Raw genomic sequence first — 21,076 nt, 5'->3', positions numbered from 1 at the left:
CTAGCCAAGCTGGAAGTACAGCGCAAAACCAAGGACCGCGAAGGCGGCCGAGACAATCCAGAAGCGGATGACGACCTTCGTCTCACTCCAGCCCTTCTTCTCGAAGTGGTGGTGGAGAGGAGCCATGAGGAAGACGCGCTTGCCCGTGGTCTTGAAGCTCACAACCTGGATGATCACCGAGAGCGCCTCGACGATGAAGAGCCCGCCCATGACAAGCGAGCAGATCTCGGTCTTGGTGAGCACGGCAAGCGCGGCGAAGGCGCCACCCAGGGCCAGTGAGCCCGTGTCGCCCATGAAAATCGAGGCGGGGTAGCAGTTGTACCAGAGGAAGCCCACGCAGGCACCCACGATGGTGGCAGCAAACACCGAGAGGCCAAGCTGATCCTCGTTGTAGGCGACCATGGCCATCACGACCATGACCACCAGCACCGTGCCTCCGGCGAGGCCGTCCAGGCCGTCGGTGAGGTTGACGGCGTTAGAGAGGCCGGCCAAAAGCAGGAAGACGAAGATCATGTAGAGCCAGGGCACGCGCACGCCGCCGATGGTGGTGGAGAGCACACCCAGGTCAAGCGTTGCGCCACCGGGGAACTCGATGGTGGGAGCGATTCCGCAGTAGTTCACCGCAACCAGGCAGAAGATCACGCAGACTATGGTGAGCCCCACCATCTTCTGCGAGGGTGTGAGGCCCAGTGAGCGCTTGTGCGCCACGGACTCGATGTCGTCGAGAAGGCCCAGCGCACCCGTCGCGAGCATGGCGAAGAGCGCAAGGAAGAGCATGGGCGACCAAGGCGCCATGAGAAGCGTGGTCACCACCACGCCGAGAAGGATCACGATGCCGCCCATGGTGGGCGTACCCTGCTTCACGAGGTGTCGCTTGGGACCGTCGGCCCTCACCTGCTGGCCAAGCCCCTCGTGGCGCATGAGCTTGATGAAAAAGGGCATCACCACAGCGGTGATGACGGCGGCAACGCCTGCCGCAAGAAGCACCTGATAGCTAGGGTATGCGGGATTTCCCACAATGAACATCAGCGAAGCACTCCCCTCGCGAACGCATCCAGACCGCAAGAACGAGACGCCTTGACCAGCACGAGGTCGCCCCGCGAGAAGACGGGGGCGAGCGTCTCCACGGCAGCGTCAACCGTGGGGAAGAGCTGCAGGCGATCCTCGGAGGCGCCCATAGTGCGCGCCGCCTCGGCCATCTCGCCAGCAAGGTCCCCGCCAACGAACACAAGCATATCAAGACCCTTGGCCGCGGCATAGGCGCCCACGTAGCCATGGAGACGGCGCTCCTCGCTGCCAAGCTCGCCCATCTCGCCCAGCACTGCCACGCGCATGCCTGTGGCATCCATCTCGGAGAGGACGTCGAGGGCGGCAGCCATGGAGGCGGGGCTCGCGTTGTAGGAGTCATCGATCACGCGCACGCCGCGCGGGGACTCCGAGACTGCAAGGCGCATGCTCGCGGCAGGCATCGCGGCCATGGCGTCTGCGGCAACGTCGCGGTCAAGGCCCAAGGCCTCAACCACGGCCATGGCGAGAAGGAAGTCGGGCACCACCTGGCGGCCGGGAACCGAGGGCGTGACCCGCCTGGACCAGCCGTCCCTGCAGGTGACGGTGAACGACGCATCACCCGTGCCGGTGAGCTCGACGTTGGTGGCGCGCACGTCGTCGCCCTCGCGCTCGCCCACGTAGGCAACGGCAATGCCCGCGGGGCGTGCGAAGCTCTCGGCAATGAAGGGCGTGTAGTCGTTGGCGCTCGTAAGCACCAGCAGCGGCTCCACGCCGCCTGAAGCCACCATGCCCGAGACCACCTCGGCCTTGGCGCGGGCGATGTTCTCGCGAGAGCCGAGAAGCCCAATGTGGCTCGTCCCCACGTTGGTGATCACGGCAAGCGTGGGCGCGCAGCAGGCAGCCATGCGACGGATCTCGTTGGGATGGTTCATGCCCATCTCGCAGACGAGGACCTCGGCGTCGTCGGGCGCCGAGAGCACCGTGAGCGGCAAGCCGATGAGGTTGTTGAGGTTGCCCTGGGTAGCGTGGACGCGCCGCGCGCTCGCGATGCCCGCGCGAAGGAGGTCCTTGGTCGTGGTCTTGCCCACCGAGCCAGTGACGCCCACCACGAGCCAGTTGGGGTGACGGGCGCGCCACTCGTGGGCAAGGCGGAGCAGGAACTCCTCGGCGTCGTCGTCCTGGGGGCGCACGACGGCGCAGCCGCGCTCGTGCGCAAGGGCGAGCAGTGCCGCATCTGGCTCGCGCGTCACCACGACGCAGGACGCGCCCGCCTCGACGGCGGCAGGCGCAAAGTCGTTGCCGTCGACCTTCTCGCCGAGGAACGCCACAAAGACGGAGCCCGCGCCAACCTTGCGAGAGTCGATCTCGACCGTACCTTCGACGCGCGCAGAGGGCGCGCCCTCAAGCAACTGCGACCCCGTGGCGAGCACGAGGTCTGCGATGTCCATGGAAAGCATAGGTTCCCCCTGACCTAGTTGGATGTCGACGCGGTGGTCGTGGAGGCATCCGGAGAGATGCCGAGGTCCGTGACAGCCGCCTCCATTATCTGCTTGAAGGTGGGCGCCGCCGAGGAGAGAGCCAGATGCGGCGTTCCGTTGAGGCCAACGTAGACCAGGACGTCGGGGTCGTCGGCGTTGGCAAAGCCGCAGAGCGATGCCACGTACTTGCCCGCCTGGTAGCCGCCGGACTCGCTTGCCTGCTCGCCCGTGCCCGTCTTGCCCGCGATGGTATAACCGTCGACCTGGCCGCGCTTGCCGGTGCCGTCAGTCATGACCGAGGTCATCATGTCGGTGAGCTCGTCGGCAGTGGTCTTGGAGATAACCTGCTCGCCCGTGGGCCAGCTGACCTCCTCACCGCCATGCGAGACAAGGAAGTGGGGCGTGGTGGGGATGCCGTCGTTTGCAACAACGCCAAACGCGCGCACGATCTGCACCATGGGCACGGCAAGGGCCTGGCCAAACGCCATGGCGCCAAGCGTTGCTCCCGTGTAGTTCTCGTAGCTGGTCACGATGCCCGTCGCCTCGCCCGGGTAGTCGATGCCCGTGGTGTGGCCGATACCAAACTTGTCCACGCCCTCGGCAAAGCGCTGCGCGCCAATGACCTCCTGGGCGAGAAGCGACACGCCTACGTTCGAGGAGCGCACGAGCATGGTGCGCACCGTCATGTCCTCGGATCCGCTGCGCGGCTCGTCGTCGGTCACCCAGTCGTCGCCGGCGAGAATCTGCACGGGGACGCTGTAGACGCTATCGGCGTTGAAGAGGCCATCCTCGACGCCAATGGCAACGGTCAGGATCTTGAACATCGAACCCGGCTCGTACGACGCGGTCACAGGTTTGAGCGTTAGGGCGGCGGAGCTGGTGTTGGCAAGGTCGGAGAGCTTGGCCAAGGGGGTCGAGCATGCCGCGTATATCTCGCCAGTCTTTGGGTTGGTCACCATGACCGAGCCGGAGTCGGAGTCGTAGTCCTCGACGGCCTGGGAGATGACCTCCTCGGCCTTCTCCTGGATGTCGATGTCAATGGAGAGGACCAGGTCCTCACCGTTCTTTGCCTCGGTAATCTGCGAGGTGCCGCCGGCAATGGGCGTGCCCGTGAGGCCGGTCTCAACGATCATCTGGCCATCGGTGCCCGAGAGGACGTCGTTGTAGTAGTACTCAAGGCCGGTCAGGCCGTCGCCATCGGAGCCCACCACGCCCAGCACCTGGCTTGCCACGTCACCATAGGGGTAGACGCGCTTGGTGTCGTCGAGGTAGTAGACGCCCTTGAGCTTGGCGTCCGAGAGCTGCTGCTTGATGGTGTTTGCGACGTCGGTGTCCACCTGGCGCTGCACGTAGGCGAAGGTTGAGTCGGTCGTAAGCGCGCCGGTGTAGTCGCTTGCGGAGCCGCCCAGGTTTGCCACAAGAATCCTTGCCACGCCCGAGGGGTCGGTGACCTCCTTGGGGTTGCAGTAGATGGTCTTGCAGTCCACGCTCATGGCAAGAACATTGCCATTGCGGTCGTAGATGGTGCCGCGCTTGGCATGGAGCGTAATCACGTTTGTGCGGTGCTGCTCGGCCTCCTCCGAGAGGTTCGAGGCGTCAATCACCTGGAGCCACACGAGGCGCCCCACCACAACGGCAAAGACAATCATGAGGACAAGGAAGATCGTGCGGGTGCCGTTGTCGAAGCCACCAGGACCCGACCCGCCCGGCCTTGACGCGCGGGCACGGTAACGGGCACGAGAGGCCTCGTCATACGAGGCCTCCGGCATTCCACGCCGCCCTTGGCGGCTCTGTCTCATGCTCTCTCTCACGAGGGAGTAGTCTACGCCTCGGGCGAGGCCGTATCGGTGTTCGTCACGGACTGCGCAGCATCCCCATCCGCCGAGGAGGCGGAGGCGCTGGCAGACGTGGCGTCAGTCGACGCGGTGGCCGCGGAGTCGCTGGCAGACGAGAGGTCAACCACCTCTCGGTTGGTGGAGAGGGTCATGCCGTAGTTCTGCGTGGCAATGCGGCTGATGCGGCTGGACGAGGAGAGCACGGACTTCTCGACCTGAAGGTCCTCGTTGAGCGTCTGCGCCTCCTTGATCTGGGAACGCAGGGCCGAGTTGGCCTGGAGCGTCGAGACGGTTGCCGTGGAGAGCGCCACGCGGCAGGCGCCAAGTGCGAGAAACACGAGGGCGCAGACGACGACCGTGCGGACGCGGTGGAGGAACTGGGGGCTCACGCCTGCGCGGGCGCGGGCGTCGAGTCCGCCACCAGTGACGACCGAGAACGACGGGCGCTGCTCGACGCGTTCGTCGCGGCGCTCGCGGCTCCTCTCGGCTACGTCCATCCTGACGGCCTCTGACCCCTGATACCTCATTGCTGTCCCTTGTCTCCCGGCTATGCCGGACGTTGTGCGTACTAGTGCGTTGGTGCTTCGTTGGTAGTGCGTTTAAGCTGCGTTTGTGGTGCGTGCTGCTTCGTTTGTGGTGCTATGCAGACGACCTTGCGGTCGGGTGCGACTAGTTCGCGCTCTCGTGCGTGACGTCGAGCTTGACGGCCACGCGCATGAGCGCGCTTCTCGACCGTGGGTTTGAGGAGACCTCCTCCTCGCCCGCGACGAGCGGCTTTCTGGTCTTGACGTCGACTATCGGCACGTGGCCGCATACGCACACCGGAAGGTCCGGCGGGCAGATGCAACCCTGCGAGAGCTCGGAGAAGACGTGCTTCACGATGCGGTCCTCGAGCGAGTGGTAGGAGATGACGCAGATCCTGCCACCGGTGTTTGCCCATCGAACGGCAGCGCGAAGGCCTTGGTCGAGGGCATCGAGCTCGTGGTTCACCTCGATGCGCAGGGCCTGGAAGGTCTTGCGTGCGGGATGACCACCGTGACGGCGGGCCGCGGCGGGTATCGCTCGCTTAATCACGTCGACAAGCTGGAAGGTCGTCTCGATGGGCGCCTTCCCGCGCGTCTCCACGATGGCGCGGGCGATGCGTGCCGCGTACTTCTCGTCGCCATACACGCGAAGGATTCGGGTGAGGTCGGCTTCGTTGTAGGTGTTTATGACCTCTTGTGCGGTTGGGGTGTCTTTCCCCGAATCCATGCGCATGTCTAGGGGAGCGTCCTCGTTGTACGAGAAGCCCCGTTCCGGAATGTCGAGCTGAGGGGAAGAGACCCCCAGGTCGAAGAGGAAGCAATCCACACCGGGGACCCTGGCGCCAACAAGCAGCTGGTCAAGGTCGCCGAAGTTGCCCTTGAGCGGAAGGAACTCCGCCTGGGGCGCCTCCCGCGAGAAGCGCTCGGTCGCCGCCTTCAAGGCCATGTCGTCTTGGTCGATGCCAATGGAGAGGCCGTCCGGGGCGATCCTTTGCGCAAGCGCGATGGAGTGTCCGGCCCCGCCGAGGGTGCAGTCGCAAACGACCTCTCCCGGCTTGGGGTCGAGCTCGGCGAGGACCTCGTCGAGCATCACAGGTACATGCCGATATTCGGATGTCAAGGCGCTCACCCTCCCCTTGCCTACTCGCCAAAGAGAAGAGACTCGAGACGGTCCACCGCGTCGTCGGAGGCGAACTTCTCGTTCCAACGATCGGCGTTCCAGATCTCGAAGTGGTCGCCCGCGCCGACGATCATGAGGTCGCCGTCGAGGCCCAGGCGCTGGCGCTGACCGCGGGTCGTCTCGTCGATCTTGCCAAGGGCAACGCGTCCGGCGGAGTCAATCTCCACCGTGGTGGCCATGGCGTTAAGACGAAGCAGGGTCTCTGCGTCGTTGCGGCTCCTGGGATCGAGGTTCAGGCTGTTGACCCATGCCTCGAACGCCTCGGGGGTGTAGCCGTAGAGTGCATCCTTGCGCGGGATGAGCTGCACGAGCTCGCCAAACTGCTTGCGCAGGATGGCGGGAAGGGTGACACGGGACTTGGAGTCGAGGCTGCGCTGGTACTGACCAGTCAGCATGTCGCCCTCCTCTCGTTGCCGCTCGCGCCCACGTTTGAACGTGAACAAACTATAGACCAAATCCGACACCTAGCCACACCTAAAAACACTTTGCGACACACAAGGGTGAATTTTTGGGCTAGACGGTTCGAGGGGGCTTTCGGAGGAGGGCGCAAGGGGGCTGCAATGGCCCCAGATGTTGTGGTTGGCTGCCGCACGAACACAACTCTGTCGGCGAGAGGAACGAACACCGGGAAACGAATTGTGTCGGTGGGGTGAAGGTGGCGGTGGGGCAAAGTGTGGGGGTGGGTGTGGGGCGATGGGCCCCGCGGCCGTGGTCCGGCGGGTCCATGGCGGCAAGCACCTCTCGGCCTTCGTCTCAGTTCTTTATCGGTTTCTGAGGTTCGCCTCCGCATTACCGCAGGTAATTATCGGCGCTGTTCTCAGATACCGATAAAGAGCGCCAAGGAGCCAAGCCTCTCCCCCGGGTGGCCGGGGCGCTCTCGTCGCTCGGGCAGCCGGGCCCCACGCGGCACCGTATTGCCGGGAAGCTCCCCATTATTGAACGATTTTCTTGGCGAGAAAATCATCTGCCCAGTTGGTGGCAATGACTCTGCGAAAAAACGCGCAATAATATCTGCCCAAGGTCATTGCACCTAGAAACCTGTGACTTTGTAGAAGCCCGCAGAGAGCATCATCGAGAACATCCGCAGGTAGATGAGTTGTTTTCCTCTCGCCAAATGCTACTAAGTCGCAGGTTTGCCGGGAGACCCCACCGAGGACGGATGTGGCGAGAGGTCCGGCAGCGAGAAGCCCGGCGCCCCACCGCTCGAGGCGCCCTACCGCCTGGGGTGGCCCGCCCTACTCGCGCACGTGAGCGCGGGGATGCGCCGCCAAGTACACGCCGCGCACGTGCGTGCGGTCGACGTGCGTGTAGAGCTGGGTGGTCGAGATGTCGGCGTGGCCCAGGAGCTCCTGGACAACGCGCAGGTCGGCGCCACCTTCAAGCAGGTGCGTCGCAAAGCTGTGTCGCAGCGTGTGCGGATGCAGCCCCTGCACCCCCACCATGCGGCCCGCGCGCTCCACGATCGCGTGCACGGACTGCCGAGAGATGCGCCCGCCACGCTGGTTGAGAAAGACCGCCTGGGTGGGCGTGCGCCCCACGAGCCCCGGGCGCCACTGCGTGAGGTACTCCCCCATCACGCGCGCAGCCGAGCCCATGATGGGCACCACGCGCTCCTTTGACCCCTTGCCAAAGACGCGCACGACCTCCTCGTCCAGCCGCACGTCACGCAGGTCGAGCCCGCAGAGCTCGGAGACGCGCAGGCCGCATCCGTAGAGCGTCTCCAGGATGGTGCGGTCGCGCTGGCCTGCCGCCGTCTTGGGGAACGGCTGGTCGAGAAGGGCCTCGGCCTGCTCCACGCTCAGGACGTCGGGCAGGCGCGCTGGCTTGGCGGGCAGCGGCAGGTCGGCCGTGGGAAAGTTCTCGCATATCTCGTCCGCCACCATGAAGCGGTGGAAGCCCTTGATGGCAGACACCGCGCGCTCGACAGAAGCGGGCGCAAGCCCCACATCCACCAGAGCCGCGACATGCGCCTCTATCGCCTGGCGCGTCACGGCGTCGGGGCTGGTGATGCCCTCTCCCTCTAGCGCCGAGAGGTAACGAGAAAGGTCGCGGCCATAGGCCGCGACCGTATTGGGTGATGCGTTCCTCTCGATGGAGAGGTAGTTGAGGTACTCGCGCAGTGCGCGCGAGAGGTCCATCGTGGCCATGAGCCGGCAGGGCGACAGCCGCTACCTGGGGTTCACGTCGTGACGGTCGACGCCCTCGTGGTGAGCGATGGCCGCGCGGACAAACTCGCGGAACAGCGGCGCCGGCTTGGTGGGACGGCTCTTGAACTCGGGGTGGGCCTGGGACGCAACAAACCAGGGGTGCATGGACTCGGGAAGCTCGATCATCTCAACCAGGCGGTTGTCAGGCGAGAGACCCGAGATGACCATGCCCGCATCGGTGAGCTGCTTGCGGTAGGCGTTGTTGACCTCGTAGCGGTGGCGGTGACGCTCGTAGATGAGCTCCTCGCCGTAGGCCTCGGATGCGAGCGTGCCGGGAACGACCTTGCAGGGGTAGGCGCCCAGACGCATGGTGCCGCCCTTCTCGGTAACGTCCTCTTGGTCGGGCATGAGGTCGATCACGGGATAGGTGCACTCGGGCTCAAACTCGCTGGACATGGCGCCGGGAAGCCCTGCCACGTTGCGAGCAAACTCGCACACCGCCATCTGCAGGCCCAGGCACACACCCAGGTACGGCACCTTGTTCACGCGAGCGCGGTTCGCCGAGAGGATCTTGCCCTCGGTGCCGCGCAGACCAAAGCCGCCGGGGACGAGAATGCCGTCGTAGCCGGCGAGCTCCTCGTCCACGTTCTCCTCGGTGAGCTCCTCTCCGTCGACGAGCTTGATCTCGACGTGGCGGTCGTAGTAGACGCCGGAGTGGTGCAGGGCCTCGATGACAGAAAGGTAGGCATCGGGCAGCTGGGTGTACTTGCCAACCACGGCGATGCGGGTCTTCTCGGGCAGGGAGTTGGCCACGTGCATGGCGTCGGTGAAGTCGTTCCAGTCGCTCATGTTGCGCTCGCGCGGCTCGAGGCCCAGCTTCTGGCAGACCTTCTCGTCAAAGCCCTGCTTGGCGAGGTGCATGGGCACGTCGTAGATGGAGGGGCAGTCGGAGTTCCCGAAGACGCAATCCTCGTCCACGTCGCAGAAGTGCGCGATCTTGGCACGGATGGAGGTGTCGACCTCGTGGTCCGAGCGGCACACGATGAAGTCGGGCTGGATGCCCATGGAACGCAGCTCCTTGACGGAGTGCTGCGTGGGCTTGGTCTTGACCTCGTGCGCAGCGGCGATGTAGGGAACCAGGCTCACGTGGATGACCAGGGTGTTGCCGGCGCCCTTCTCCTTGCGGAACTGACGCATGGCCTCGACGAAGGGCTGACCCTCGATGTCGCCGATGGTGCCACCGAGCTCGGTGATCACAACGTCTGCCTGGGTCTGCTCCTCGATGCGCAGGAAGCGAGACTTAATCTCGTTGGTGACGTGGGGAATCACCTGCACGGTGCCGCCGAGGAAGTCTCCTGCACGCTCGCGCTGAATGAGCGACTGGTAGATGAGGCCAGTGGTGAAGTTGGACTCGCGGGTGAGGTTCTCATCGATGAAACGCTCGTAGTGGCCGAGGTCAAGGTCGGTCTCCTTGCCGTCCTCGGTCACAAAGACCTCACCGTGCTGGAAGGGGCTCATGGTGCCAGGGTCAACGTTGAGGTACGGGTCGGCCTTCTGCATCATGACCTTGTAGCCGCGGGCCTTGAGCAAGCGTCCGAGAGATGCCGCCGTGATGCCCTTGCCGAGGGAGGATACGACGCCGCCGGTCACGAAGATGTGCTTTGTCATGTGGGTTTGCCTTCCCGTAGTGAAGCTGCTGTTTCTACGGGTCTTTATTCTAGCGCGAGAACGTCGTGGACGTGACGCCGCTCACCGACTGCACACGGTTGTTCAAGTGGTTTTCGGAATTGCAGACCACATGGGCGACAGACACCCGGTCGCCGCTACGGCGCGCATGACTCCTGACGCCTCCCCGTGGGGTTGCGGGGTTCCTCGGGTGATCCGCGGGAGTCCCGTGCTCAAAATTTGCGGTTGACGGCCCATTTTGGGCGAATCGTCGAGTACGAAGACGCTAACTTTTTGCGGAGCCGCAGGTAGGGAAATGGCACCAACGAGGTGATACTAAGCGGGATCCCGAATTTGTACCGTCAATCGCGTTTTTTGTGCAGGGCACCTTCGTCGAATGGGAAGAGGGACCCTTAGTACGCCCAAACAGCTGCCGGGCCTCGGATGCGTGCATCCGGGGCCCGGTGGAAAGTCGAATTTCGCTGGGAGCGAACATCCTAGAGATACTTGCGCCAGTCATCCTCGTCTTTGGCATCCTCCGCCTCGGAGGCACGCTGGGACACGCGCTTCGCCGCAAGCTCGGCGCGGCTCTGGTACGGCGCGTCGTTCTTCTCGGGGAATGTGGCAAGCGCGTGCTGGAAGACCTCGAGGTTCTCGTCGGCGCGTCCGCGCGGCACGGGAAACGTGACCTTGGAGGCCACATGCGTGCCAGAGGCAAGCTCGGCACGGAAGAGCTCCGCCACGGTTGGCGCGTCCCACCCAAAGGCGCCACAGCCAAATGCCCCCAGCACCAGCTTTTCGTAGCCAAGCTGGTCAGCGATGGCCATCACGAAGGCAATGCGCTCGCGCATGGCCGTGAGCAGGGCGTCGTCCGCAACGTGGTAGTTAGCCCGGGCGCGCACGGCATTGGGCGCCGCGCACACGATGACATCAGAGTACGAGTGGTACTTGTCGCGCTCGAAGCGCACGGCAGGCACGACAAGGGCACGGTTGCGATAGAGCTCGCAGTTGATGTTGCGGCGGCGGTTCTCACCATACCAATCGCGCTTCTGCGATAGCACGTTATAGAGGAACGACTCCGAGCAGAGCGCCTCCTCCTGTGCCCATGCGCCGCGCTCGTAGCCACCGCCGGGGTTCACAAACGAGGCAAAGTCGAGCATCGCCATGTCGCAGCGGCTCGCGATGCCACGACCGAGCCGCAGGACCGCCGAGGTGCTGTCCTCCTCGACAACCTCGACCTGGGGTACCACGCCCTCACGGGCAGGCGCGGCGGGCATGCCGCTTACCTCGCGCGTCCCGGCAAGCGACGCCGCGATCTCTGCCGAGAAAAGCTGGCCCATCTGGGCGATGTGCCTTGTGGCAAGCTGCGCACGACTTGGTCCGCGCCGTTCGCCACCCGCGTTCCTGCCGTTGCGCTGATGCTGACGTTCCCTATCTTGTGCCATCGGAATCCCCTCCGTAGCCGTTACCTGCGTGTTCTAGCATCTCGCGTGCATGGGCAAGCGACGCTTCGCCCGTATCGCCCGAGAGCATGCGAGCGACCTCGGCGACACGTGCATCTCCTGTGACCTCGTCGATCTTTGTCTCGGGCGCCTCACCCTCGGCAAGCGTCACCTTATGCACCAGGTAGTGCCGATCAGCCATGACGGCGACCTGCGCCAGGTGCGTGACCACAATGACCTGGTGCGTGCGGGAAAGGTCGCGCAGCACCTGCGCGAGCGCCACTGCCGTGGCTCCGCCCACGCCGGCATCCACCTCGTCAAAGACAAGCGTGTCGCAGCCGTCGGCGTCTCCCAGGGCAACCTTGCAGGCGAGCATCACGCGGCTCACCTCGCCGCCCGAGGCGATGCGCCTGAGCGGGCGCGCAGTGAGGCCGGCGACTGGCCGGTAGAGAAACTCCACGCGGCTTGGTCCCATGCTCCCCCATTGGTCGCGCGGCAAGCGTGTCTGCGAGACCGCAAGCGACGCCGAGCCCATCTCGAGGCGTGACATCTGTGCGCTGACCTCGGCCGAGAGGCGCGGAGCGCCCTTCTCGCGCACGTCATCCAGCGTGTCGGCGGCATGGGCGAGCTTCTTCTCGGCGGCATCGAGAGCCTTCATGGCGCGCTTCTCGGCCTCGTCTCCGCCCTCGCTCGCGGCCACCACGGCAGCGGCCTGCTCACGGCGGGCAAAGACGTCCTCCATGCGCGGGCCAAAACTGCGGCGCAGGCCCTCGAGGCGAGAGAGGCGCTGCTGCATCTGCTCGAGCGACTCAGGGTCCCACTCCACGCCGTCCGCGTAGTCGCGCAGGCTCGACGCCACGTCCTCGATGTCGATGAGCGAGGACTCGAGAGCATCTGCCCAGCTACCAAGCTTGGAATCGTAATTCGATGCATCTCTCAGCGCGCGAACTGCCGACGAGAGCGCATCCGAGGCGCCGTCGTCGCCCGCAACCAGGTTGTGCGCACCGGACGCAGCAGCCACGAGCGCCTCGGCGTGCTCGGCGCGCGGGAGTGCCTCCTCGAGCTCCTCGTACTCGCCCTCCTTGGGGGCGACCTCGTCGATCTTCCTGAGCGTGAACTCGGCTTCCTCGAGCTTCTCGGCACCGGTACGCGAGAGCTCGCGCACGCGATCGAGCTCGTCTGCTGCCGCGTGCGCCGCGGCGAGCGCGGCCTGATAGGCGTCAAGGGCCTCCGCGGCCTCCTCGCCAAGCCACGCGTCGAGAATCTCCACATGCGAGGAAACCGAGAGCAGCCGCTGGTGCTCATGCTGCCCGCAGAGGTCGACCGTCCGGCCAACGCCGGACGCCAGCTCGCGCACGGAACCCATACGACCGTCAATCTCCACGCGGCCACGACCGTCGGCCGAGACGCGCCGGCGCACCACGCAGCCGTCGGGGTCTCCCCCGCGCTCGAAGAAGCGGCCCTCGACCTCGAGGGAGTCCGCTCCCTCGCGCACCGAGCCGGCATCAGCGCGCTCCCCCACCAAGAGCTTGATTGCCGAGAGAAGCGCCGTCTTGCCGGCACCCGTCTCGCCCGTAAGCACCGTGAGGCCGCCAGAGGGCTGGATGGTGGCATCCCGAATGAGCGCGACGTCACGCGCGTGCAGCTCGTCGAGCATCAGCGACCAGCCCTGCCGTAGAAGACGCGCGAGACCGAGTTGTAGAAGCTCTGCGCGCTGTGGTCGAGAAGGAGGATGTCTCCCGGGCCACGGCGCACCGTGGCGTGCACGGGCACGCCCTCCTGGCACTTGCGTACGTTCTGGCCGTCGGCAAAGAAGTGGCGGGCTACCGGACGCTCGGGGCTCATCTCGATCTCCACGACGTCCGTGGGAGCCGTGAGGAAGGCGCGCGCCATGATGGTGTGCGGTGCGATGGGCACGCAGACCATGCCCGAGAACTCTGGCGTCACAATGGGGCCGCCCGCGGCAAGCGCGTAGCCCGTCGAGCCAGTTGCCGTGGAGACAACAAAGCCGTCGCCCCGCAGCGTGTCGATGTGGTTGTCCGAGACCGAGACCTCGAACTGAACCATGTCACCCTGGCCGCCGCGCGAGACGGAAAAGTCATTTAGTGCAAAGCTGTTCACCTGGTAGGTGCTGCCATCCTCGCACGCAAAGGTGCTCTCGATGGCAAGCGTTGCCCTGTGCGAGACATGCAGCTTGCCGGCAAGGGCGCTCCTGACGGTCTCGATGAGCTTATCCGGGCCTGCCGTGGTGAGAAACCCAAGGTGACCATAGGAGATGCCCAGCATGGGAATCTGCGAGTAGCCCACTATGCGTGCGGCGCGAAGCAGCGTGCCGTCTCCGCCGAGGGAGACAACAAGCTGGCAGGCGGAGGGGTCCTCGATGTAGTCCGGATAGCGCTTCTTGTCATGCGCCCACACGGCCTCGACGCCCTGGCCAGAAAGCCAATGCTCGAGGGCATGCGCGCCTTCCACGGCATCTGGACGCGCGTAGTTGGGGACGATAAAGACTTTCACGCAAACCTCCAGCCAAACAGGTGTACGGAGTACAACCTAAAGTGTACCCCCACTTGCTAGGCCAGGGCCACCGCTCCCCCGCTAACGACCGCCTTGAGGTCGAGGGCGGCGGGCGCCAAACCGCAGCGGCCGTAGAGGAGGTACTCGACGTTGCCCTTGTGGCCGCGCACCGGGCTCTCGCAGCAGCCCGCAGGTCCAAGGCCGGCGTCCGCAAAGGCCGCCGCGATGCGCTCCAGTGCATGCAGCCGAACCGCCGGGTCGCGGACCACGCCGCCCTCACCAACCTGGTTTCGGGCTGCCTCGAACTGGGGCTTCACCAAGGTGAGAAAAGCCCCATCGGTCGAGAGAAGCGAGAGAACGGCAGACAGCACGGTTGTAACCGAGGTGAAAGAGACGTCGCACACGGCAAGCTGGATGGTGCCCGCGCGCTCCGGCGTGGGAACGTCGACGATGTTCGTGCGCTCGAGGAGGGTCACGCGGGGGTCGCTTCTCAGCGACCAGTCGAACTGCGCGTAGCCCACGTCCACCGAGAGGACCGAGGCGGCACCGTGCTTGAGGAGGCAGTCAGTGAACCCGCCGGTAGAGCATCCCACGTCCAGACACGCTAGGCCGGTGGGATCAACGCCAAAGGCCTGAAGGCCGCGTTCGAGCTTGAGGCCACCGCGGCTCACAAAGGGGATGTGGCCACGCACGTGAAGGGGGATGCCCGGCTCAACCTGCTCGCCCGCACGCTCGAGGCGGCGGTCCTGCGTCGAAACCTCACCCGCCATCACGGCGCGCATCGCGTCCTCGCGGTTGGAGAAGAAGCCCTGCTCGACCAGCTCGTCATCGAGCCTGCGCCGGCGTGTCACGAGGCGTTGCCGCCCTCAGCGGCGTCCTTTGCGTTGGCAGGCGCGTCCTCCTTGGGTGCGGACGCGGTCTCGGGCGCAGCGGCGCCCTTCTCGCCGGGCGTACCGTCATCGGCGAGCATGGCCTTCTCCTCGGGCGAGAAGTCCGTGGCGTCAACGAGCTCGACGGCCTTCGAGCCCAGTGCAATGGCCTCGTCGAAGAGGTCGAGCGAACGCTCGAGCGAGACGTCGCGGTCGCGCACGGCGCCCACGATGTCGTCAAGCCGTCGCGTGATCTGGTCGAAGCTCTGGTACTGGGAAACGTCGGGCTTGGCCATGGCTACTCCGCGGTGTCGTCCGCAACGGGGGCAACGTCCGCAGCGTCCACAGAGTCAGGTCCCTCGGCGGCGGGGGCCGCGTCCGTCTCGGCTTCCGGCGCGTCTGCCTGCGGCTTTGCGGCCGCATGGAGCACCTGGCGGGCCTTCTCGTACACGTCGACCCCTGCGTTCACGTCGGCGGCGATGCTGCCCAGCACACCGTTGATGAAACGCGGGGACTCGTCGGTGCCAAAGGCCTTGGCAAGCTCCACGGCCTCATCGATAGCCACGGCCACCGTGATGTCGTCCTCCTCGACCATCTCGTAGAGGGCAAGGCGCAGGATGTTGCGGTCCACGATGGGCATGCGAGAGAGGCTCCAGCTAGCAGAGCTGGCACGAATGACGGCGTCGATGGCATAGCGGCGCGAGTCAACCCCCAGGGCAAGCTCCTGACCGTACGGATCGAGCGGACCATCGCTTATCGCGTAGTCTCCAGAGAGCACCTCCTCCACCGTGCGATTGTTGACATCGGCCTGGAAGAGGAGCTGTAGGGCTTGGGCGCGAGCAAGGGTGCGCCCTCCAAAGCGACCGGACACGTTACTCCTTGGGGAAGACGAGGCTGTCAATGCAGACGTCCACGGCGGTCACGCCGACGCCCACCTGCTCGGTGATGGCGTTCGCGACCTCGCTGCGAACATCGGCCGCAAGCTTGGTGAACGGATAGCCGTAGAAGACGGCAAGATGCACGCAAAGGCGCAGGCCGCCATCCTCGACGGAGGACTCGACCGCGGACTCGGGCGCAACAGAGTTGCTAGTGAAGACATTGATGAGGCTCGAGGTGATGTCGTTGCCACCCACGGAGGCAACGCCCTCGACGCGCTTGGCGGCGAGAGAGACGACGGTGGAGATGACTCGCTTGGAAATGCCGATGCCAGAAACGTAAAGCTCGCTTTCGGCCATAGGTGGCCCTCCTTGTGCTCGGTTCGTTGCCGCCACGCGACGGACGTGCTTGTCCGCCGCAGACCCCAAACACTGCCAGTATAGACGTTGCCGGCCCTTGGGACGCAGACGCCCGCGCGGCAGTGGCCACGCGGGCGCGTGTGCGGTTACGATGGCGCCGGCAGCGCCTGCGCTAGATGCTAGACGCGCGCGACGAACTTGCCGTCGCGGGTGTCGACCTTGATCTTCTCGCCCTGGTTGAGGTACATGGGGACCTGAATGGTTGCGCCGGTCTCGATGACGGCAGGCTTGGTGCCGCCCTGGACGGTGTCGCCCTTGAAGCCGGGATCGGTCTGGGTGATCTCGACCTCGATGAAGGTGGGCGGCTGCACCGCATAGAGAACGTCGTTGGCATACTGGAGAAGGCAGATGTCATTCTCCTTGAGGAACTTGTCGTTGTCGCCGATGAGCGCCCTGTCGACAGGAATCTGCTCATAGGTCTCGGTGTCCATGAACCAGAAGGAGGTACCGTCATCGTAGAGGTACTGCATCTCGCGGGTGCGCATGTCAACGCTCTCGAACTTGGCGGACTGCTGGAAGTTCTCCTCGTTCACGCGGCCAGTGCGGATGTCGCGGTACTTGGTGCGAACGTAGGTGTTGCCCTTGCCCGGCTTGACGTGCTGAGCCTCGAGAATGACGCAGTCCTTGCCCTTAATGTTGACGCCAAGGCCTGCCTTGAGATCGGTGATGGAAAGTGTAGCCACGAAAAGGTCTCCTTCTCCCTTGCCCGGGCACACCGGGCATTTTCGTACGGCGGTACAGTATAGACGCCTTGAGACGGTGGTGCGACCCGCTCAAGGCGTCTTCCAAAAACGTGCAAAAAGGAAGACGAGAAGGACGCCGGGACGGGCGGTCGGCATGCACCCGACGAACCGGGGACAATGCCGCGCACTCCCGCCAGTTAGGAATTTTCCGAACGTTTAGCCCCACTTAAACGGCGAAATCACGCGGCCTAAAGATTGCCGTCTCCCCAGCGCAGCGCCATGCCCAACGCGACTACCCTCCGGCGTTCACGTCGACGAGACGATCGCGTCCCACGTGTGCCGCAATCGTCCGCAGGACACCGAGGGAATCAGCCGCAATCATCACTACGCGCTCCCCCGTCACAGTCTCGACGGTAAGGCTGCGCACGTGCTCACGCACGATGTCGCAGCGCACTTCGTCGACGTCTTCCCACCTCACCTGGTTTCTGCCGCGTGCGGGGTCCTCTGGGACAAAGTCGATGCCCGTCTCGCCCAGATCCCACGTCCCGGGCCTGGGAAGCGGCCCCTGCAGCAGGTTGCCACGGGTCGTGAGCTCTGTCTGCGCGTTAAGCGCACGAGAGGTGCGAGGCGCGACCATGCTAGTGCCCCAGTCGACCGACGGTGTTGTTCCACAGGCCCTTGGCACCGGCGCCAACCACCTGGAAGAACGAGGGTGAGCGCAGGAGACGCTCGGCGGGAACGTGCTCGCGGATGGCACGCAGACACGCCTTGTTGTCGCCGGTCGAGAAGGTAAAGTGACGGCCGTCCTTCACGAAGATGGCAAAGCGGGGAATCGTCTTCTTCGCAATAACCGACGCCGAGACGTAATCGACCTCGTCCCAGGGAATCTGGATGTAGTCCTCGACGTTCTTCTCGTTGTAGTACTCGAAGGCCACGTCGCCCAGCATCACGTTTCCGCCGGAAGTGAGCCCGTCGAGGTTAGTCGCACGGTCCGTGTAGTCGACCTTCGTGTTCTGAGACTGCGCCATGTGGTGGCACCCTCCTCGATTCCGTACTACAGGCAACGGCGATAACAGCCGCCGCAACCCTCCCCCAACAAAATAACGGGGCCGCACCCCACCAGCGTAGCAGGGTGCGGCCCACAGTATGCGCCATTCTCGTCGACGCGACGTCCGGATGCCCGGAGCAGAAGCCTAGAGCAGGCCGATGAGGCGGCCGACGATGCCCACGCCAAAGAGGGCGAGGATGATGACGATCGGCGAGACGTTCTTCTTCAGCAGCTTGCACACGAACAGCGTGAGGGCCACGGCTGCGAGGCCGGGAATCAGGGAGTCGAGGTTCTGCTGGAGGGTGGTGACCTTCATCTGGTCAAGGCCGTTCGCACCGAGCGAGGCGTACTGCGTGAGCGCGCTCTTGATGCCCTCGGCATCGCCGGTGATGGTCGACCAGTCAATATAGGCACCAGCCTGCTGCTGAATCGTGGAGACAACCGGCTTGAAGCTGATGGTGACCCAGCGCTCGACCAGAGCACCAATGACGAACATACCAAGGATGGAAGCGCCCTCGGTGATCTTGCCAAGCTTGCCGCCCGAGAGGTCCTTCGAGATGTCGGCACCGGCCCTGTAGCCAGCCTCCTGGGTGTACCAGAGGAATGCAAGGCGGATGACGTTCCAGAGCACGAAGAACAGGATGGGGCCAAGCGGAGAGCCGCCCAGTGCCAGGGAGGCACCAAGAGCACCCAGCAGCGGGCGCACCGTATACCAGAAGACAGGGTCGCCGACGCCGGCGAGAGGACCCATCATACCAACCTTGACGCCCTGGATGGTGACGTCGTCGATGGGCTCGCCGTTGGCGCGGCCCTCCTCGAGGGCGAGGGTGACGCCGATGACGGGGGCGGAGACGTACGGGTGCGTGTTGTAGAACTCGAGGTGACGCTTCAGGGCCGCGATCTGGTCGTCCCTGTTGGGATAGAGCTTCTTGATCGCAGGGATCATGGCGTAGCACCAGCCGCCGTTCTGCATACGCTCGTAGTTCCACGAGCCCTGCAGATACTGGTGACGGTTGAAGACCGCAAGGCGATCCTGCTTGGTAAGGTGGATGCCCTTCTCCTGAATCTCTTCTGCCATTGCTAATCACACTCCCTTGCTAGCCTAGTAGTTGTCGATGATGTCGCCCAGCGGGTCGCCGGAGCCCACGGCACCGGAGCCGCCGTTCTGCTTGGCGTACTCCTTGAGGCCAAGGTAGATGAAGGCCAGGGAGAGACCAATAACGCCAAGGGCGATAAGGGTGAGCTGGGAAATGGCAGCGAGAACGAAGCCGAGCGCGAAGAAGGGCCAGACCTCCTTGGTAGCCATCATGTTGATGACCATGGCGTAGCCCACGCAGCAGACCATGCCGCCGCCAACTGCCATGCCGCCAGAGAGCCAAGTGGGCATAGCGTTGAGGGCCGCGGTCACGGCGTCGCCGGGGATGAAGCAGAGGGCTGCGGCCGGGATGGCGATACGGGCACCCTGCATGCAAATTGCGACGATCTGCCAACGCTCGATGCCGGCCATGTCGTCATTCTCGGCGCACTTGTCCATGCCGTGGACCATAGCCGTTGCGATGGTGCGGCAGACCATGGTGAGGAAGAGGCCAGCGACGGACAGAGGCACGGCGACGGCGATGGAGGTGGTCATGGCCTCGGTGGGGTCGGAGCCGCCGTTGATGGCGATAACCATCAGGATGGCGGAGGCGACGGAGGCGAGAGCCGCATCAGGAGCGACGGCAGCGCCGATGTTGGCCCAACCAAGGGCAATCATCTGAAGCGAGCCGCCCAGGAGGATTCCCTCCGTGGGGTGACCGGTCACAAGACCAATAAGCGTGCATGCGACCAGAGGCTGGTGGAATTCCCACTCGTCGAGGATGCCCTCCATGCCTGCCAGGAAGGCAACAATAATTACGAGCAAGACTGATATTGGTGACATAACCCCTCCTTATCCCTACTTGTTGGCTGCCTGCGCGGCAAGCTCGTCCTTAGCCTTCTTAATGACGGCGTCGTAGGACTCCGCCTTGTCGGCCGGGACCTTGCGGATGTCGAACTCGACGCCCTTGGACTTGATCTTCTCGAAGGTGTCAACGTCGTCCTGGTCCATGGCGAGGGCGTTGGTCACAACGACCTTGCCCACGGAGTGAGCCATCGAGCCAAGGTTGAGCTTCTTGACGGGCACGCCGCCCTCGATAGCTCGGAGGGCATCCTGCGGGGTCTCGAAGAGGAGCATGGCATGCGTGTTGCCAAAGCGGGGGTCCTTCGCGATCTCGCAGATCTTCTTGATGGGAACCACGTGCACGTGGACTCCCGGAGGAGCCGCCTGGATAATCATGGTCTTGCGGAGCTGGTCCGAGGCAACGCCGTCGGAGCAGACAATGATGCGGTCGGGGTTGGCCGCCTTGGTCCAGGTGGTTGCAACCTGGCCGTGGAGCAGACGGGTGTCGATGCGCGCGAACACGATCTTGATGTGCCCGTCGCCGATGACCGTTCCCTCCGGAATGGCGCCTGCGGGCGCCGCAGCAGCAGCCGCTGCGGCGGCTGCGGGAGCAGCCTCCTTGGGCTCGAGCTCCTCGGGCTTGATGCGAATGCCGTTCTTTGCCTCGGTGAAGACATCCTTGGCGATGGCAGCCGCGGTTTCCTCACTCATGCGATCGCCATAGGCCTGGATGAGCATGGGCAGGTTGAGACCCGTCACCATGACCCAGTCCTCGTGGCCCTCGCTCGCAAGCAGGCCGTTGACCTGGTTGAATGGAGTGGCGCCCCAAAGGTCGACGAAAAAGAGCACGTGCTCCTGCTCATCGAACGATGCGACGGCATCCTTCAGCTTCGCCTTGAGGTCATCGGGACCCATGTCAGGGGTCAGGGTCACAGCTGCGACATCCTTCTGCGGCCCAAAGATCATCTGGCCGGATTCCATGATCCCCTCGGCGAACTTGCCGTGGCTGGCTAGAACGATACTGACCATTCTTCCTCCTTACGCATATCTCGTACCGCCAACAGATAACGCGTCAAATGTGAAGAGGCGTTCATGCTTTCTTCTCCCATCCTTCATGCCTCGTTCACACCGGCTCCACATTATAGGACTTAGAAGGCTTTCGTATGTGAGAAATATCGTTGTTTGGAAAAATTGACTTGGTCGAGCAACTCCGTGTGTCATGCCACTTACCAGCCAGAATACTAAGACCTGAAGGCAAAAGTCGTTCATACAAGTTGGTGAACGGTATCCGTCACTTGGTCTCTTGAAAGGAAACTAACGAGAATCCCAAGGTCAGCGTAGAAATATCTCCTAACGCCGTTCACCGATTTGCGTGCCGCGAACGGAGAATGGTGAGAAACGCAAGCGATGCGAAAGGCTATTACCCGGACATCATTTTGGCGCCAGGGAGGCATATGGCGTTCCCTGTTT

At 64.2% G+C, this 21,076-nt stretch carries 21 protein-coding genes; all 21 read right to left on the bottom strand.

The annotated features are described in order from the left end of the window. Positions 1–1,020, bottom strand: a complete 1,020-nt coding sequence (mraY, locus tag NVS32_RS03760; protein WP_032110894.1) for a phospho-N-acetylmuramoyl-pentapeptide-transferase — start codon at positions 1,018–1,020, stop codon at positions 1–3. 5 nt (positions 1,021–1,025) lie between these two features. After that, positions 1,026–2,465, bottom strand: coding sequence for a UDP-N-acetylmuramoyl-tripeptide--D-alanyl-D-alanine ligase (locus tag NVS32_RS03755; protein WP_117651484.1), 1,440 nt, complete (start codon positions 2,463–2,465; stop codon positions 1,026–1,028). A gap of 14 nt (positions 2,466–2,479) precedes the next feature. Then, positions 2,480–4,285, bottom strand: coding sequence for a peptidoglycan D,D-transpeptidase FtsI family protein (locus NVS32_RS03750; protein ID WP_258498748.1), 1,806 nt, complete (start codon positions 4,283–4,285; stop codon positions 2,480–2,482). Positions 4,286–4,308: 23 nt separating this feature from the next. Next, on the bottom strand, positions 4,309–4,818 hold the full coding sequence (gene ftsL, locus NVS32_RS03745; protein WP_258498747.1) for a cell division protein FtsL: 510 nt from the start codon (positions 4,816–4,818) through the stop codon (positions 4,309–4,311). 172 nt (positions 4,819–4,990) lie between these two features. Beyond that, on the bottom strand, positions 4,991–5,965 hold the full coding sequence (gene rsmH, locus NVS32_RS03740) for a 16S rRNA (cytosine(1402)-N(4))-methyltransferase RsmH (protein ID WP_258498746.1): 975 nt from the start codon (positions 5,963–5,965) through the stop codon (positions 4,991–4,993). A 20-nt stretch (positions 5,966–5,985) separates the two neighbouring features. Further along, positions 5,986–6,420 carry a division/cell wall cluster transcriptional repressor MraZ gene (locus tag NVS32_RS03735; protein ID WP_032110833.1) on the bottom strand — a complete coding sequence of 145 codons (435 nt, stop codon included), beginning with the start codon at positions 6,418–6,420 and terminating at the stop codon, positions 5,986–5,988. Between the two features lie 840 nt (positions 6,421–7,260). Then, positions 7,261–8,163, bottom strand: coding sequence for a site-specific tyrosine recombinase XerD (gene xerD / locus NVS32_RS03730; RefSeq protein ID WP_258498904.1), 903 nt, complete (start codon positions 8,161–8,163; stop codon positions 7,261–7,263). A gap of 30 nt (positions 8,164–8,193) precedes the next feature. Then, a complete protein-coding gene (gene pyrG, locus NVS32_RS03725) occupies positions 8,194–9,840 on the bottom strand; it encodes a CTP synthase (RefSeq protein WP_258498744.1) in 1,647 nt (548 codons plus the stop codon). 494 nt (positions 9,841–10,334) lie between these two features. After that, complete coding sequence (locus NVS32_RS03720) at positions 10,335–11,282, bottom strand: TIGR02452 family protein (protein ID WP_258498743.1); 948 nt, start codon at positions 11,280–11,282, stop codon at positions 10,335–10,337. Then, positions 11,269–12,936: a DNA repair protein RecN gene (recN, locus tag NVS32_RS03715; RefSeq protein WP_258498741.1), complete on the bottom strand. Its 1,668-nt coding sequence runs from the start codon at positions 12,934–12,936 to the stop codon at positions 11,269–11,271. Before recN ends, NVS32_RS03720 begins: the two co-directional genes overlap by 14 nt. Further along, entirely contained in the window at positions 12,936–13,793 is an 858-nt protein-coding gene (locus NVS32_RS03710; protein ID WP_258498740.1) for an NAD(+)/NADH kinase, read from the bottom strand. The genes recN and NVS32_RS03710 overlap by 1 nt, the downstream gene beginning before the upstream one ends. A gap of 56 nt (positions 13,794–13,849) precedes the next feature. After that, positions 13,850–14,644: a TlyA family RNA methyltransferase gene (locus NVS32_RS03705; protein WP_258498739.1), complete on the bottom strand. Its 795-nt coding sequence runs from the start codon at positions 14,642–14,644 to the stop codon at positions 13,850–13,852. Then, a complete protein-coding gene (locus NVS32_RS03700; protein ID WP_258498738.1) occupies positions 14,641–14,958 on the bottom strand; it encodes an exodeoxyribonuclease VII small subunit in 318 nt (105 codons plus the stop codon). The genes NVS32_RS03705 and NVS32_RS03700 overlap by 4 nt, the downstream gene beginning before the upstream one ends. Before the next feature lie 2 nt (positions 14,959–14,960). Next, positions 14,961–15,533: a transcription antitermination factor NusB gene (nusB, locus tag NVS32_RS03695; protein ID WP_258498737.1), complete on the bottom strand. Its 573-nt coding sequence runs from the start codon at positions 15,531–15,533 to the stop codon at positions 14,961–14,963. 1 nt (position 15,534) lies between these two features. Then, positions 15,535–15,897, bottom strand: a complete 363-nt coding sequence (locus NVS32_RS03690; protein WP_258498736.1) for an Asp23/Gls24 family envelope stress response protein — start codon at positions 15,895–15,897, stop codon at positions 15,535–15,537. 179 nt (positions 15,898–16,076) lie between these two features. Then, positions 16,077–16,640 carry an elongation factor P gene (gene efp, locus NVS32_RS03685; protein WP_032110903.1) on the bottom strand — a complete coding sequence of 188 codons (564 nt, stop codon included), beginning with the start codon at positions 16,638–16,640 and terminating at the stop codon, positions 16,077–16,079. A gap of 292 nt (positions 16,641–16,932) precedes the next feature. Beyond that, the gene (locus NVS32_RS03680) at positions 16,933–17,277 is read right to left on the bottom strand and encodes a DUF956 family protein (RefSeq protein WP_258498735.1); all 345 of its coding nucleotides are present in this window, start codon (positions 17,275–17,277) and stop codon (positions 16,933–16,935) included. Between the two features lies 1 nt (position 17,278). Next, positions 17,279–17,668: a DUF956 family protein gene (locus tag NVS32_RS03675; protein WP_032110905.1), complete on the bottom strand. Its 390-nt coding sequence runs from the start codon at positions 17,666–17,668 to the stop codon at positions 17,279–17,281. A 165-nt stretch (positions 17,669–17,833) separates the two neighbouring features. Continuing rightward, positions 17,834–18,766, bottom strand: a complete 933-nt coding sequence (locus NVS32_RS03670; protein ID WP_258498734.1) for a PTS system mannose/fructose/sorbose family transporter subunit IID — start codon at positions 18,764–18,766, stop codon at positions 17,834–17,836. Between the two features lie 24 nt (positions 18,767–18,790). Continuing rightward, positions 18,791–19,606: a PTS mannose/fructose/sorbose transporter subunit IIC gene (locus NVS32_RS03665; RefSeq protein ID WP_258498732.1), complete on the bottom strand. Its 816-nt coding sequence runs from the start codon at positions 19,604–19,606 to the stop codon at positions 18,791–18,793. Between the two features lie 15 nt (positions 19,607–19,621). Further along, on the bottom strand, positions 19,622–20,635 hold the full coding sequence (locus tag NVS32_RS03660; RefSeq protein WP_258498731.1) for a PTS sugar transporter subunit IIB: 1,014 nt from the start codon (positions 20,633–20,635) through the stop codon (positions 19,622–19,624). Positions 20,636–21,076 lie beyond the last annotated feature (441 nt).

Source organism: Tractidigestivibacter montrealensis, assembly GCF_024741235.1.
Lineage (GTDB): Bacteria > Actinomycetota > Coriobacteriia > Coriobacteriales > Atopobiaceae > Tractidigestivibacter > Tractidigestivibacter montrealensis.
The sequence above is the reverse complement of the archived record's forward strand: the minus strand, read 5'-3'. Positions and strand labels throughout refer to the sequence as shown.

Coding starts and splice junctions, on each gene's coding strand:
- NVS32_RS03755 (WP_117651484.1), bottom strand. CDS start 2,465: ATGCTTTCCATGGACATCGCAGACCTCGTGCTCGCCACGGGGTCGCAG.
- NVS32_RS03750 (WP_258498748.1), bottom strand. CDS start 4,285: ATGAGACAGAGCCGCCAAGGGCGGCGTGGAATGCCGGAGGCCTCGTAT.
- ftsL (WP_258498747.1), bottom strand. CDS start 4,818: ATGGACGTAGCCGAGAGGAGCCGCGAGCGCCGCGACGAACGCGTCGAG.
- NVS32_RS03735 (WP_032110833.1), bottom strand. CDS start 6,420: ATGCTGACTGGTCAGTACCAGCGCAGCCTCGACTCCAAGTCCCGTGTC.
- xerD (WP_258498904.1), bottom strand. CDS start 8,163: ATGGACCTCTCGCGCGCACTGCGCGAGTACCTCAACTACCTCTCCATC.
- pyrG (WP_258498744.1), bottom strand. CDS start 9,840: ATGACAAAGCACATCTTCGTGACCGGCGGCGTCGTATCCTCCCTCGGC.
- NVS32_RS03720 (WP_258498743.1), bottom strand. CDS start 11,282: ATGGCACAAGATAGGGAACGTCAGCATCAGCGCAACGGCAGGAACGCG.
- recN (WP_258498741.1), bottom strand. CDS start 12,936: ATGCTCGACGAGCTGCACGCGCGTGACGTCGCGCTCATTCGGGATGCC.
- NVS32_RS03700 (WP_258498738.1), bottom strand. CDS start 14,958: ATGGCCAAGCCCGACGTTTCCCAGTACCAGAGCTTCGACCAGATCACG.
- NVS32_RS03690 (WP_258498736.1), bottom strand. CDS start 15,897: ATGGCCGAAAGCGAGCTTTACGTTTCTGGCATCGGCATTTCCAAGCGA.
- NVS32_RS03680 (WP_258498735.1), bottom strand. CDS start 17,277: ATGGTCGCGCCTCGCACCTCTCGTGCGCTTAACGCGCAGACAGAGCTC.
- NVS32_RS03675 (WP_032110905.1), bottom strand. CDS start 17,668: ATGGCGCAGTCTCAGAACACGAAGGTCGACTACACGGACCGTGCGACT.
- NVS32_RS03670 (WP_258498734.1), bottom strand. CDS start 18,766: ATGGCAGAAGAGATTCAGGAGAAGGGCATCCACCTTACCAAGCAGGAT.
- NVS32_RS03665 (WP_258498732.1), bottom strand. CDS start 19,606: ATGTCACCAATATCAGTCTTGCTCGTAATTATTGTTGCCTTCCTGGCA.
- NVS32_RS03660 (WP_258498731.1), bottom strand. CDS start 20,635: ATGGTCAGTATCGTTCTAGCCAGCCACGGCAAGTTCGCCGAGGGGATC.